The 12,288-nt window shown below is 62.9% G+C and carries 12 protein-coding genes and 1 pseudogene; 9 read left to right on the top strand and 4 right to left on the bottom strand.

The window, feature by feature from the left end:
• Positions 1 to 28: 28 nt before the first annotated feature.
• The 8 genes from OSC50_RS22565 to OSC50_RS22600 are packed head-to-tail and all read left to right on the top strand — an operon-like array spanning position 29 to position 6,531.
• Complete coding sequence (locus tag OSC50_RS22565; RefSeq protein WP_266245571.1) at positions 29 to 1,276, top strand: NAD(P)/FAD-dependent oxidoreductase; 1,248 nt, start codon at positions 29 to 31, stop codon at positions 1,274 to 1,276.
• Entirely contained in the window at positions 1,273 to 2,007 is a 735-nt protein-coding gene (locus tag OSC50_RS22570) for a class I SAM-dependent methyltransferase (RefSeq protein WP_266245569.1), read from the top strand. The genes OSC50_RS22565 and OSC50_RS22570 overlap by 4 nt, the downstream gene beginning before the upstream one ends.
• Positions 2,004 to 2,486, top strand: a complete 483-nt coding sequence (locus OSC50_RS22575) for a hypothetical protein (protein WP_266245567.1) — start codon at positions 2,004 to 2,006, stop codon at positions 2,484 to 2,486. Before OSC50_RS22570 ends, OSC50_RS22575 begins: the two co-directional genes overlap by 4 nt.
• The gene (locus OSC50_RS22580) at positions 2,483 to 3,649 is read left to right on the top strand and encodes a beta-ketoacyl-[acyl-carrier-protein] synthase family protein (protein ID WP_266245565.1); all 1,167 of its coding nucleotides are present in this window, start codon (positions 2,483 to 2,485) and stop codon (positions 3,647 to 3,649) included. The genes OSC50_RS22575 and OSC50_RS22580 overlap by 4 nt, the downstream gene beginning before the upstream one ends.
• Entirely contained in the window at positions 3,646 to 4,107 is a 462-nt protein-coding gene (locus OSC50_RS22585) for a hotdog family protein (RefSeq protein WP_034136590.1), read from the top strand. The genes OSC50_RS22580 and OSC50_RS22585 overlap by 4 nt, the downstream gene beginning before the upstream one ends.
• On the top strand, positions 4,104 to 4,832 hold the full coding sequence (fabG, locus tag OSC50_RS22590; RefSeq protein ID WP_181080361.1) for a 3-oxoacyl-ACP reductase FabG: 729 nt from the start codon (positions 4,104 to 4,106) through the stop codon (positions 4,830 to 4,832). The genes OSC50_RS22585 and fabG overlap by 4 nt, the downstream gene beginning before the upstream one ends.
• On the top strand, positions 4,832 to 6,058 hold the full coding sequence (locus OSC50_RS22595; protein ID WP_034095712.1) for a beta-ketoacyl-ACP synthase: 1,227 nt from the start codon (positions 4,832 to 4,834) through the stop codon (positions 6,056 to 6,058). Before fabG ends, OSC50_RS22595 begins: the two co-directional genes overlap by 1 nt.
• A gap of 26 nt (positions 6,059 to 6,084) precedes the next feature.
• Entirely contained in the window at positions 6,085 to 6,531 is a 447-nt protein-coding gene (locus tag OSC50_RS22600; protein WP_181080360.1) for a hypothetical protein, read from the top strand.
• Between the two features lie 95 nt (positions 6,532 to 6,626).
• Here OSC50_RS22600 and OSC50_RS22605 read toward each other — a convergent pair whose 3' ends face one another.
• Positions 6,627 to 7,559: a LysR family transcriptional regulator gene (locus OSC50_RS22605; RefSeq protein ID WP_266245560.1), complete on the bottom strand. Its 933-nt coding sequence runs from the start codon at positions 7,557 to 7,559 to the stop codon at positions 6,627 to 6,629.
• Positions 7,560 to 7,684: 125 nt separating this feature from the next.
• Here OSC50_RS22605 and OSC50_RS22610 point away from each other — a divergent pair, with 125 nt between their 5' ends.
• Positions 7,685 to 8,953, top strand: coding sequence for an MFS transporter (locus tag OSC50_RS22610; RefSeq protein WP_266245558.1), 1,269 nt, complete (start codon positions 7,685 to 7,687; stop codon positions 8,951 to 8,953).
• Between the two features lie 32 nt (positions 8,954 to 8,985).
• Here the strand turns inward: OSC50_RS22610 and OSC50_RS22615 are convergent.
• The 3 genes and pseudogenes from OSC50_RS22615 to OSC50_RS22625 form a co-directional block, all read right to left on the bottom strand.
• Positions 8,986 to 9,474 (bottom strand): annotated as a pseudogene (locus tag OSC50_RS22615) (cytochrome b/b6 domain-containing protein); the annotation flags it as partial.
• Between the two features lie 194 nt (positions 9,475 to 9,668).
• The gene (hemE, locus tag OSC50_RS22620) at positions 9,669 to 10,736 is read right to left on the bottom strand and encodes a uroporphyrinogen decarboxylase (RefSeq protein ID WP_266245556.1); all 1,068 of its coding nucleotides are present in this window, start codon (positions 10,734 to 10,736) and stop codon (positions 9,669 to 9,671) included.
• Positions 10,737 to 10,865: 129 nt separating this feature from the next.
• Positions 10,866 to 12,284, bottom strand: a complete 1,419-nt coding sequence (locus tag OSC50_RS22625; RefSeq protein ID WP_181080356.1) for an FAD-dependent oxidoreductase — start codon at positions 12,282 to 12,284, stop codon at positions 10,866 to 10,868.
• Positions 12,285 to 12,288 lie beyond the last annotated feature (4 nt).

Raw genomic sequence — 12,288 nt, forward strand, 5'->3', positions numbered from 1 at the left:
ATTATCGCCCATGCGGCAAGGAGCCCTCGTGCCCACAGTTGAAATGGAACGTCGCCAGGTCGTGGTGATCGGTGCCGGCCCGTCCGGCGCTATCGCCGCCGCGCTGCTCAAACGCAAGGGGCATGACGTATTGATCATCGAGCGCCAGCACTTTCCGCGATTCTCGATCGGTGAAAGCCTGCTGTCCCACTGCATCGATTTCATCGAAGAGGCCGGCATGCTGGACGCCGTGCAGGCAGCAGGTTTCCAACTGAAAACCGGTGCCGCGTTCGCCTGGGGCGAGCGCTACAGCGCCTTCGATTTCAGCGATACGTTCAGCGATGGCAAGCCCACCACGTTCCAGGTGCAGCGCGGCGAGTTCGACAAGTTGCTGGCCGACCAGGCCGAACTGCAGGGTGTGGATATCCGCTACGGCGAAACCATCGTCGGCGTGGACTTCAAAGGTGACTGCCGTTACTTGCATGTGCGTCGCGAGAACGGCAGCGAGTACCACCTCAAGGCCAAGTTCGTGCTCGATGCCAGCGGCTACGGCCGCGTGCTGCCGCGCCTGCTGGACCTGGAAGCTCCGTCGAATTTTCCGGTGCGTCAGGCGGTGTTCACCCACGTCGAAGACCGCATCGAACACCCAGGCTTCGACCGCACCAAGATCCTCGTGACCACCCATCCCACCCAGCGCGACATCTGGTTCTGGACCATACCGTTCAGCAACGGCCGCTGCTCGGTGGGGGTGGTTGCGGCCAAGGAGCATTTCGACACCCGTGGCGATGATCTGGACGCTTGCCTGCGCGGCTTTATCGCCGAAACGCCGAGCCTGGCCGGCGTGCTGCAAAACGCTGTGTGGGATACGCCGGCGCGCAGCATCGGCGGCTACTCGGCGAACGTCACGACCTTGCACGGCCCGGGCTTTGCGCTGTTGGGCAACGCAGCGGAATTCCTCGACCCGGTGTTCTCCTCCGGTGTGACCATCGCCATGCGCTCGGCCAGCATGGCCGCCGGCGTGCTGCACCGCCAGTTGAGCGGCGAGACGGTGGATTGGCAGACCGAATTCGCCGCGCCCCTCAAGCGCGGCGTCGATACTTTCCGTTGCTACGTCGAAGGCTGGTACGCCGGGACGTTCCAGGATGTAATTTTCCATCCCGGCAGCGCCCCGGAGATTCGCCGCATGATCAGCTCGATCCTTGCCGGCTATGCATGGGACGAGCGCAACCCGTTTGTCAGCGAGCCCAAGCGACGCTTGCGGATGTTGTCGGAAATCTGTGCGAGTGAGCCGGTATGAGTACGCCCTACCTGAGCAAAAACTACGTCGAGGAAACCCGCTTCGGCCTGTGGTTCCTGCGCAGCCACACCTGGCAACACTACGTGCTGCGCGTGGCCATCAACGACCTGCGCGGCCTGTTCAGCGAGCCGCTGCCCCAGGCGCCGGTGCTGCTGGACGCCGGTTGCGGTCAGGGCAAATCGTTCACCCTGCTGCAGCAAGCGTTTGCACCGGCGCGCCTGATCGGCCTGGATGCCGACCCCCACAGTTTGCAGATGAGCCAGGTCGAAGCCGAGCGCCAGGACCTGAACGTCGAGCTGATCGGCAGCGATTGCGCCACCCTCGACATGGCCGACGACAGCGTCGACCTGCTGTTCTGCCACCAGACCTTTCACCACCTGGTGGAACAGCACCGTGCGCTGCAAGAGTTCTACCGGGTGCTCAAACCCGGCGGCTACCTGTTGTTTGCCGAATCCACCGAAGCCTATATCGACACCTGGGTGATCCGGTGGCTGTTCCGCCACCCCATGCACGTGCAGAAAAGCGCCGAAGAATACCTGGCGATGCTGCGCGAGCAAGGCTTTGAGTTTGGCCCGCAGAACGTTTCATACCCCTACCTGTGGTGGAGCCGCTCGAAGGATTTCGGCCTGCTCGAACGCCTGCGCCTGCGCCGGCCGAAACCGGTGGGCCAGCGCGAAGAAACCCTGGTCAACTGCGTGGCGCGCAAACCCTTGGCGAGCGTTGCGCCATGATCCGCGCGTTATTGATCGGTTGCCTGTTGCTGCTCAGCGCCTGCGCCAGCCAGCCGCCGCTGCCCGCGACCACCCCGCGCCTGCCGCTGCCGCTGCAACTGCATGTGCAACGCCTGGCGGACGGCCAGACCCAGGATTGGCTGCTGGTGGTGCAACGCGAAGGCGCCGCATTGCGCTGGTCGATGATGGACCCGCTGGGTATTCCCCAGGCCCGGCAGAAACTGGTCGACGGCCAGTGGCAGGCCGATGGCTTGCTGCCGCCCAACCCGCAGGCGCGTGAGCTGTTCGCCGCGCTGTTATTTGCCCTGACGTCGGCGGATGAGGTGGGCGCGCTGTACCCCAGCGCCCAGGCGCGGGACCTGACGCGCACCCTGCCGGGCCATTGGCAGATCGTGTACCAGTCTTCCGAAGTATTCAGCGTGAACATCGCGGGGCAGCCTTTGAGCTACCGCATCACGCCGCTTGGAGCCGCCCGATGAGCGCCTACCTGAACGCCCTCGGCCTGATCTGCGCCCTTGGCCGAGGCCAGGCCGAAGTCAGCCGCAACCTGTTCGCCGGCGATTGCTCGGGCATGCGCGCCGAAAGTGGCTGGGTGCCGGAACGCGTATTGCCGGTGGGCGGCGTGCAGGGTGAGCTGGCGCGTATCCCGGTTGAACTGGGCCAGCAAAGCAGCCGCAACAATCAACTGTTGCTGGAAGCGGCGTTGCAGATCGAGGACGAGATTCGCCAGGCCATCCACACCTACGGCACCTCGCGCGTGGGCGTGGTGCTCGGCACCAGTACTTCGGGCATCGATGAGGCCAGTCGTGGCATCGCCGAGTACCTGCGTGACAACCACTTCCCCGGCACCTATGACTATCAGCAACAGGAACTCAGCGCGCCGGCAAATTTCCTCGCCGACTGGTTGCAACTGAGCGGCCCGGCCTATGTGATTTCCACCGCCTGCACCTCCAGCGCCCGTGCGCTGATGAGTGCCCGGCGCCTGCTGGACCTGGGCCTGTGCGACGCGGTGATCTGCGGCGGCGTGGACAGCCTGTGCAAGCTGACCCTCAACGGTTTCAGCGCGCTGGAAGCGGTATCCGACACGCGCTGCAACCCGTTTTCGCGCAACCGCGACGGCATCAATATCGGTGAAGCGGCCGTGCTGTTCCTGATGAGCAGGCAACCGGCGCCCATCGCCCTGTTGGGCAGCGGCGCCAGTTGCGATGCGCACCATATTTCCGCGCCGGAGCCGAGCGGCAAGGGCGCGTTGCAGGCGATGCGCAAGGCCTTGGCCAGCGCAAAACTGATGCCTGAGCAGATCGGCTACCTGAACCTGCATGGCACCGCTACCCAGCACAACGACGCCATGGAAAGCCTGGCAGTCGCCAGCCTGTTCCCCGCCGGCGTGACCTGCTCGTCGACCAAACCCATGAGCGGCCATACCCTGGGCGCCGCCGGCGCGCTGGAAGCCGCGTTCTGCTGGCTGAGCCTGCGCCACGGCCAGGTGCCACCGCATGTGTGGGACGGCGAGGCCGACCCTGTGCTCCCGGCCTTGCAATGGGCGCGTGTCGGCGAACCTTTGGAGAAAAACTGCCTGATGAGCAACTCGTTTGCCTTCGGCGGCAACAACGTCAGCCTGATTATCGGAGAGGCCCCATGATCGATTGGCCACTCGCCGAACTGATCCCCCACGCGGGCGACATGATCCTGATCGACCAGGTGCTGTCGTTCGACGAAGAACAGATTCACACCCGCGCCACCGTCAAGCCCGGTGGCCTGTTCAACCGCCCTGACGGCAGCCTGCCGGCCTGGGTCGGCATCGAACTGATGGCCCAGAGCGTCGCCGCCTACGCCGGCTGCCACGCCCGCCGCAAAGGCGAGCCGGTGGCGTTGGGCTTCCTGCTGGGCACGCGTAAGTTCGAGTGCAACGTCGAGCACTTCCCGGCCGGCGCCGAGCTGAGCATCCACGGCCTGCGGTCGCTGGAAGACGACAACGGCATGGGTGTGTTCGAATGCCACCTGCGCGGCGACGGGTTCCACGCCAGCGCGCGCTTGAACGTATTTCGACCGCCCCAGGCGGCCGCCTATTTAGATGAATCGAAGGACGAAACGCCATGACTGAATCCGTACTGGTCACCGGCTCCAGCCGTGGCATCGGCCGCGCCATTGCCCTGCGCCTGGCCCAGGCGGGCCACGACATTGTGCTGCACTGCCGCAGCGGCCGCGCCGAGGCGGATGCGGTGCAGGTGCAGATCCAGGCCCTGGGCCGTCAGGCGCGGGTGCTGCAGTTCGACGTGGCGGATCGCGCCAGCTGCAAGCACATCCTTGAAGCCGATGTGGAGCAACACGGCGCCTATTACGGCGTGGTGCTCAACGCCGGCCTGACCCGCGACGGCGCGTTCCCGGCCTTGTCGGAGGACGACTGGGACGTGGTGATGCGCACCAATCTGGACGGTTTCTACAACGTGCTGCACCCGGTGATGATGCCGATGATCCGTCGTCGCGCGGCCGGGCGCATCGTGTGCATTACCTCGGTATCGGGGCTGATCGGCAATCGCGGGCAGGTCAACTACAGTGCCTCGAAAGCCGGCCTGATCGGCGCGGCCAAGGCCCTGGCCATCGAGCTGGGCAAGCGCAGGATCACGGTCAACTGCGTCGCGCCGGGGCTGATCGACACGGCCATGCTGGACGAAAACGTACCCGTCGAGGAACTGATGAAAATGATCCCGGCACAACGCATGGGCACCCCGGAAGAAGTGGCCGGGGCGGTGAACTTCCTGATGTCTGCGGAAGCCGGTTACATCACCCGCCAGGTGCTGGCGGTGAATGGGGGCCTGTGCTGATGAAGCGTGTCGTCGTCACCGGCATGGCCGGCGTGACCTCCCTGGGCAGCGACTGGCCGACCATTTCGGCCAACTTCCGCGCCAACCGCAGCGGTATCCGGCGCATGGACGAATGGGACCGTTTCACCGAACTGAACACGCGCTTGGCCGGGCCCATCGACGATTTCGTGGTGCCCTCCCACTGGACGCGCAAGCAATTGCGCAGCATGGGCCGCGTCTCGCGCCTGGCGGTGTGGGCCGCGGAGCAGGCGTTGCAGGATGCCGGTTTGCTCGGCGATGAGTCGATCAAGGACGGGCGCATGGGGGTGGCCTGTGGTTCGTCCACCGGCAGCACCGATGAGATCAAGGCTTTCGGCAACATGCTGCTCAACTCGGTGGCTGAGGGGCTCAACGCCAACTCCTATGTGCGCATGATGCCGCACACCACGGCGGCGAATATCAGCATCTTTTTTGGCCTGACCGGGCGCTTGATTCCCACTTCGAGCGCCTGCACCAGCGGCAGCCAGGGCATCGGCTATGCCTACGAGGCGATCAAGTTCGGGCGCCTGCCGTTGATGCTCGCCGGCGGTGCCGAAGAGCTCTGCCCCACCGAAGCCATGGTATTCGATGCGCTGTACGCCACCAGCCTGAAAAACGACGCACCGCAGACCAGCCCACGCCCCTACGACAGCGGCCGCGACGGCCTGGTGATCGGTGAAGGCGGCGGCATGCTGGTGCTCGAAGAACTGGAACACGCCCTGGCGCGCGGTGCGCACATCCATGCGGAAATCGTCGGCTTCGGCAGTAACGCCGACGGCCAGCACACCACCCGCCCGGAACAGAAAACCATGCGCCGCGCCATGGAACTGGCCCTGGAAGACGCCGGGCTGGCACCGGCCGCCATCGGTTACGTAAACGGGCATGGCACCGCCACCGATCAGGGCGACATCGCCGAGACCCTGGCCACCAGCAGCCTGTTCGGCAGTCGCATGCCTATCAGTTCGCAAAAGAGCTTTCTGGGCCACACCCTGGGCGCGTGCGGGGCGCTGGAGTCGTGGTTCAGCATCGAAATGATGAACCGCGACCAGTACGTGCACACCTTCAACCTGGACACGGTCGACCCGCAGTGCGGCGAGCTGGATTACCTGCAGGGCGGCTTTCGCCAGATGCATCACGACTATGTGATGAACAACAATTTTGCCTTTGGTGGCGTCAATACGTCGCTGATCTTTCGCCGCTGGTCCTGATTTTTTAATCGATTGGAGAAAACGGAATGTCTTCCTTGCTACGCGCCACCTTCATCACTTTGGCTCTGCTGAGCGCCGCCGGCTGCACCAGCAAACCGGTGCTCAACCCTCACAGTGAGCTACCGGCCGGAACGCAGGTCAGCGAAGAAAAAATGAAACAGGTGATCGTCAACGCCTTGCAGAAACGCGAATGGACCGTGCAGCGCCTGAGCCCGCAACTGGTTCAGGCCGAAATCACCGTACGCGGCCAGTACCACGCTGAAATCGACATCCACTACACCCGCAGCAGCTATGCCATCACCTACCGCGACAGCCGCGACCTGGGCTACAAGGACGGCAAGATCCATCGCAATTACAATCGCTGGGTGAACAACCTGGATAACGACATCATGGCGGGGTTGCGCAGCAATGGTGTAAGTGGCGAGGCAGGGTCGGCGGCGCAGTTGTTTGAGCAGACGGGAACGTCGAAGTAAAACCAAAGCCAGGCACCACCTCTGTGGCGAGCGGGCTTGCCCCGCGTTGGGCTGCGAAGCGGCCCCAACAAGATCACCGCGTTTTTTCAGACAGATCACAGCGTCAGATTTTGGAGCTGCTGCGCAGCCCAACGCGGGGCAAGCCCGCTCGCCACCAACAACTCCACAAACGCCTTCGCCATCGGCGTTTGTACGCCTTTGCGCTGCACCAGCCAGACCGCCGTCACCGCCTCCTGATCCAGCAACGTGCGATAGACCACGCCATCGATGCGGATGCGCTGATACGACGCCGGCAGTACCGACACGCCTAACCCCGCCGCCACCAACCCGATAATCGTCATCGCTTCCCCTGCTTCCTGGGCGAAGCGCGGGCTGAAGCCGGCGTCGCGGCACAGGTTGAGCAACTGGGCGTACAAGCCACTGCCGTAACTGCGCGGGAAAAACACAAACGGCTCCTGCGCCAATTGCGCCAGGTGCAAGCCACGCTCGGAGCCTTGCGCCAGAGGGTGGCCGGCGCTCAGCACGGCCACCAGCGGTTCGCGCATCAGCTCGATCACAGCCAGCGAATCCGGCAAGGGCAACGGACGCATCAGCCCGACCTGAATCGACTCATCCACCAGCGACTCGGCCACCTCGGTGCTGCTCATTTCCTGCAGGTTGAGGTGAACCGCCGGGAATGCCTGACGGAAGGCAAAGATCGCCTGGGGAATGCTGGCATTGAACGGCGCCGATGACGTGAAGCCAATCTTCAATTCTCCCAGTTCGCCCAACTGTGCCCGCCGCGCCACGTCTGCGGCTTTATCGACCTGGGCCAGCACCAGGCGTGCCTCTTGCAGGAACAGGCGCCCCGCTTCACTCAGTTCGACCCGACGATTGGTGCGCTCGAACAGCCGCGCTCCCACTTCGTTCTCCAACGCCTGGATCTGCTGGCTCAGGGGCGGTTGCGAGATGCCCAGTACCTGCGCCGCACGGCCAAAATGCAGCTCTTCGGCGACCGCGATGAAATACCGCAGATGACGTAATTCCATGCTTGCCTCATTAGGTCGTTAAAGCTATCAAACAGGTCGAACAATATATTGGAAAGAATCATTAGCCAGCTATATGCTTTTTTGCATTGCCTGCTCTGCCCGGCTTTTATCGCCCCGAGGTCTCTGTGAAACCTGCTGTCGCGCCACTCACTCAAGATGCCCCGCCCACCGCTCTGGATGAGGTGGTGGCGCAACTTAACGACGAGTACATCGAAAAAGGCACGCCGCTGTTCATGCGCACGGTGCTCGCGCTGTTCTCCGGCGGCTTCGCCACGTTTGCCCTGCTGTATTGCGTACAGCCGATGATGCCGGCGCTGTCCCATGAGTTTTCCATCAACGCGGCGCAGAGCAGCCTGGTCCTCTCGGTTTCCACGGCGATGCTGGCGCTGGGGTTGCTGATCACCGGTCCGATTTCAGACACCCTGGGGCGTAAACCGGTGATGGTGGCCGCGTTGTTCTGTGCCGCGCTTGCCACCATCGCCAGCGGCCTGATGCCTTCCTGGGAAGGCATCCTGTTTATGCGTGCGTTGGTGGGGCTGGCGCTCAGTGGCTTGGCGGCCGTGGCCATGACGTACTTGAGCGAAGAGATCCACCCTCAACACATCGGTCTGGCCATGGGCCTGTATATCGGCGGCAACGCCATCGGCGGCATGAGCGGGCGCCTGATCATGGGAGTACTGATCGATTTCGTCAGTTGGCACACCGGGATGCTGATCATCGGCGCCCTGGCGCTGGTTGCCGCGACGGTGTTCTGGAAAATCCTTCCCGAATCGCGCAATTTCCGCCCTCGCAGCCTGAGGCCGCGCAGCCTGCTGGACGGGTTTGTCATGCACTTCAAGGATGCCGGGCTGCCGTGGCTGTTTCTGGAAGCGTTCCTGCTGATGGGTGCGTTCGTGACCTTGTTCAACTACATCGGTTATCGCCTGCTCGCCGCCCCTTACGATCTGAGCCAGGCGTGGGTGGGCCTGTTATCGCTGGTCTACCTCTCGGGCATCTACAGCTCGGCCAGGATCGGTTCGCTGGCCGACCGCCTCGGCCGCCGGCGCGTGCTGTGGGCCACCATCCTGGTGATGCTGGCGGGCATGGCCCTGACCCTGTTCACACCGTTGTGGCTGATCGTTCCGGGCATGCTGGTGTTCACTTTCGGGTTTTTCGGCGCCCACTCGGTGGCCAGCAGCTGGATCGGCCGCCGTGCGGTGAAAGCCAAAGGGCAAGCATCGTCGCTGTACCTGTTCTGCTACTACGCCGGGTCGAGTATTGCCGGCACGGCGGGCGGGTTCTTCTGGCACTTTGGCGGATGGCATGGCATTGGCGGTTTTATCGTCGCGCTGTTGATCGGCGCCTTGCTGGTGGCGTTGAAGCTGGCAAAGCTGCCACCGCTGGCCTCGGCCTGAGGAGCGGCCGCCGCGAACGACATCCGCGCCATCACCCGCTTGCCGCGACGTTCATGCAGGACCACCGCGCCGATGTGCAGCACCAGCATCAACAACAGCGCCACGCAGGACAGCACGTGTACGCGGGTATAGAGGGCGATACGCGCAGGGTCGGTTTCAAATGGCGCAATGAAGGCCAGGTTAAAGATATTGATCGGTCGATCCATCATTAGTACGCCCGTCGCCAGCACCACGGCCAGCACCAGGTACATGGCCTTATGCACCAGCAACGCCATGTATTCCTGCAACGTGCGCTTGATGGAAAAATCCAGGCCATGGCCGAAGGAGCAGTACACCCGCAAGGCAAAAACCGGAATATAGAGGGTGGTCAACGACACATTGAAGAACGCGACCCATGCCTTTACCGACGCCGGCACGCTGAAGACGGCCACGGCAAAACCGGATAACAAAGACCACATAATGATGACGGCCGAAACCCAATGCAGCAGTTTCTGGCCCGTTGAATACGCTGAAGTGTTCATCCTGATAGCACCTGACAATGAACGCCAATCGCTGGCGAGTGGAAACGTCGGGTAGGATTTTTACCGAGGCGAGTTACCAGAGGCTGTAGGAGAAATCCCAACCTCTGCAGACTATCAAGGCAGGACTTAACGAACGCTGAAGCGCAGCGAGCCGCCCTCTGCCAGGCAGGGGGCGGCTCGCTTGGGGCGGGATGTTACTGGTGATATTGCGCGGACAATTCGTGCACAGCTTGCAGGAACGCCCCGGCGTGGTCTGGATTCACTTCCGGGGTGATGCCATGGCCGAGGTTGAACACGTGTCCGGTGCCGTTGCCATAACTGGCCAGGATGCGCCCGACTTCGGCGCGAATCGCTTCCGGCTTGGCGTACAGCACGGTCGGGTCCATGTTGCCTTGCAGCGCGACTTGGCTGCCGACGCGACGGCGGGCCTCGCCGATATCGCAGGTCCAATCCAGGCCCAGGGCGTCCGCACCGGCATCGGCGATGCTTTCCAGCCACAGGCCCCCCCCCTTGGTGAACAGAATCACCGGCACCTTGCGGCCTTCGTGTTCACGGATCAGGCCGCTGACGATCTTGCGCATGTAGGCCAGGGAGAATTCCTGGTACGCCGCTGCCGACAGGTTGCCGCCCCAGGTATCGAAGATCTGTACGGCTTGCGCACCGGCCATGATCTGGCCGTTGAGGTACGCGGTCACCGACTGGGCCAGCTTGTCTAGCAGCAGGTGCATGGCTTGTGGGTTGTCGTAGAGCATGGCTTTGGTCTTGCGGAAGTCTTTCGATGAACCGCCTTCGACCATGTAGGTGGCCAGGGTCCACGGGCTGCCGGAGAAGCCGATCAGCGGCACGCGCCCGTTGAGCTCGCGGCGGATGGTGCTGACGGCGTCCATCACGTAGCCCAGGTCCTTGTGCGGATCGGGAATCGGCAGGGCCTCGATGTCGGCCAGGGTGCTGACGACTTTGCGGAAACGTGGACCTTCACCGGTCTCGAAGTACAGGCCCTGGCCCATGGCATCGGGGATGGTGAGGATATCGGAGAACAGAATGGCCGCATCCAGTTGTGGGTAGCGGTCCAGCGGCTGCATCGTGACTTCGCAGGCGAACGCAGGGTTCATGCACAAGCTCATGAAGTCGCCGGCGTGGGCGCGGCTGGCGCGGTATTCCGGCAGGTAGCGACCGGCTTGACGCATCATCCACACGGGAGTGACGTCTACAGGCTGCTTGAGCAGGGCACGCAGGAAACGGTCGTTCTTGAGGGCAGTCATGTCGGCATCCGCAAAAAAAGTGCGGGTATGGTCTCAAAAGACAGCGGCAAGCGGCAAGCTACAAGCGGCAAGTTGAAGCCGTTGTGCTTTTAACTTGCCGCTTGCCGCTTGAAACTTGCCGCTACGTCATCAGACGCACAGGTAATCCAGGATCCCTTCAGCCGCATTACGGCCTTCGAAGATCGCGGTTACCACCAGGTCGGAACCGCGCACCATATCGCCACCGGCGAAGATTTTCGGGTTGCTGGTCTGGTGCTTGTACTGGCCCTGTTCCGGCGCGACGACGCGGCCCTGGCTGTCGGTCTGGATCTGGAACTGCTCGAACCACGGCGCCGGGCTTGGACGGAAACCGAATGCGATGACCACGGCGTCGGCCGGGATGATCTCTTCGGAGCCCGGGATCGGCTCGGGGCTGCGACGGCCACGGGCATCCGGTGCGCCGAGACGGGTCTCGACCACCTTGACGCCTTCGACGCGATCTTCACCGACAATCGCGATCGGCTGGCGGTTGTAGAGGAATTTCACCCCCTCTTCCTTGGCGTTCTTCACCTCTTTGCGCGAACCCGGCATGTTGGCTTCGTCACGACGGTAGGCACAGGTCACCGACTTGGCACCCTGGCGAATCGACGTACGGTTGCAGTCCATCGCGGTGTCACCACCGCCCAGCACCACGACCTTCTTGCCTTTCATGTCGACAAAATCTTCCGGCGACTTTTCGAAACCCAGGTTGCGGTTGACGTTGGCGATCAGGAAGTCCAGAGCGTCGTACACGCCCGGCAGGTCCTCACCGGCAAAACCGCCCTTCATGTAGGTATAGGTGCCCATGCCCATGAACACGGCATCGTATTCTTCGAGCAGTTGCTCCATGGTCACGTCCTTGCCGATTTCGGTATTGAGGCGGAACTCGATACCCATGCCGGTGAAGACTTCGCGACGATGGCTCAGGACGGTTTTTTCCAGCTTGAACTCGGGGATACCGAAGGTCAGCAGGCCGCCGATTTCCGGGTTCTTGTCGAATACCACCGGGGTCACGCCGCCACGCACCAGCACGTCGGCGCAGCCCAGGCCGGCAGGGCCTGCGCCAATGATCGCCACGCGCTTGCCGGTCGGCTTGACCTTGGACATGTCCGGGCGCCAGCCCATGGCGAACGCCGTGTCGGTGATGTACTTCTCAACCGAACCGATGGTCACCGCACCGAAACCGTCGTTAAGGGTGCAGGCACCCTCGCACAGACGATCCTGTGGGCACACCCGGCCGCACACTTCCGGCAGAGTGTTGGTCTGGTGCGACAGCTCGGCGGCGGCGAGGATGTTGCCCTCGGCCACCAACTTCAGCCAGTTGGGAATGAAGTTGTGCACCGGGCACTTCCATTCGCAATACGGGTTACCGCAGCCCAGGCAACGGTGTGCCTGTTCGGCCGAGTGCTGGGGTTTAAAGGGTTCGTAGATTTCCACGAACTCTTTCTTGCGTTGACGCAACAGTTTCTTCTTCGGATCTTTGCGCCCGACATCGATGAACTGGAAGTCGTTATTCAGACGTTCAGCCATGTTA

Source organism: Pseudomonas quebecensis, from assembly GCF_026410085.1.
Lineage (GTDB): Bacteria > Pseudomonadota > Gammaproteobacteria > Pseudomonadales > Pseudomonadaceae > Aquipseudomonas > Aquipseudomonas quebecensis.

Excerpts from the sequence above, each read along its gene's own strand:
- OSC50_RS22570 (WP_266245569.1), top strand. The coding sequence starts at position 1,273 with ATGAGTACGCCCTACCTGAGCAAAAACTACGTCGAGGAAACCCGCTTC.
- OSC50_RS22575 (WP_266245567.1), top strand. The coding sequence starts at position 2,004 with ATGATCCGCGCGTTATTGATCGGTTGCCTGTTGCTGCTCAGCGCCTGC.
- OSC50_RS22580 (WP_266245565.1), top strand. The coding sequence starts at position 2,483 with ATGAGCGCCTACCTGAACGCCCTCGGCCTGATCTGCGCCCTTGGCCGA.
- OSC50_RS22585 (WP_034136590.1), top strand. The coding sequence starts at position 3,646 with ATGATCGATTGGCCACTCGCCGAACTGATCCCCCACGCGGGCGACATG.
- fabG (WP_181080361.1), top strand. The coding sequence starts at position 4,104 with ATGACTGAATCCGTACTGGTCACCGGCTCCAGCCGTGGCATCGGCCGC.
- OSC50_RS22595 (WP_034095712.1), top strand. The coding sequence starts at position 4,832 with ATGAAGCGTGTCGTCGTCACCGGCATGGCCGGCGTGACCTCCCTGGGC.
- OSC50_RS22600 (WP_181080360.1), top strand. The coding sequence starts at position 6,085 with ATGTCTTCCTTGCTACGCGCCACCTTCATCACTTTGGCTCTGCTGAGC.
- OSC50_RS22605 (WP_266245560.1), bottom strand. The coding sequence starts at position 7,559 with ATGGAATTACGTCATCTGCGGTATTTCATCGCGGTCGCCGAAGAGCTG.
- hemE (WP_266245556.1), bottom strand. The coding sequence starts at position 10,736 with ATGACTGCCCTCAAGAACGACCGTTTCCTGCGTGCCCTGCTCAAGCAG.
- OSC50_RS22625 (WP_181080356.1), bottom strand. The coding sequence starts at position 12,284 with ATGGCTGAACGTCTGAATAACGACTTCCAGTTCATCGATGTCGGGCGC.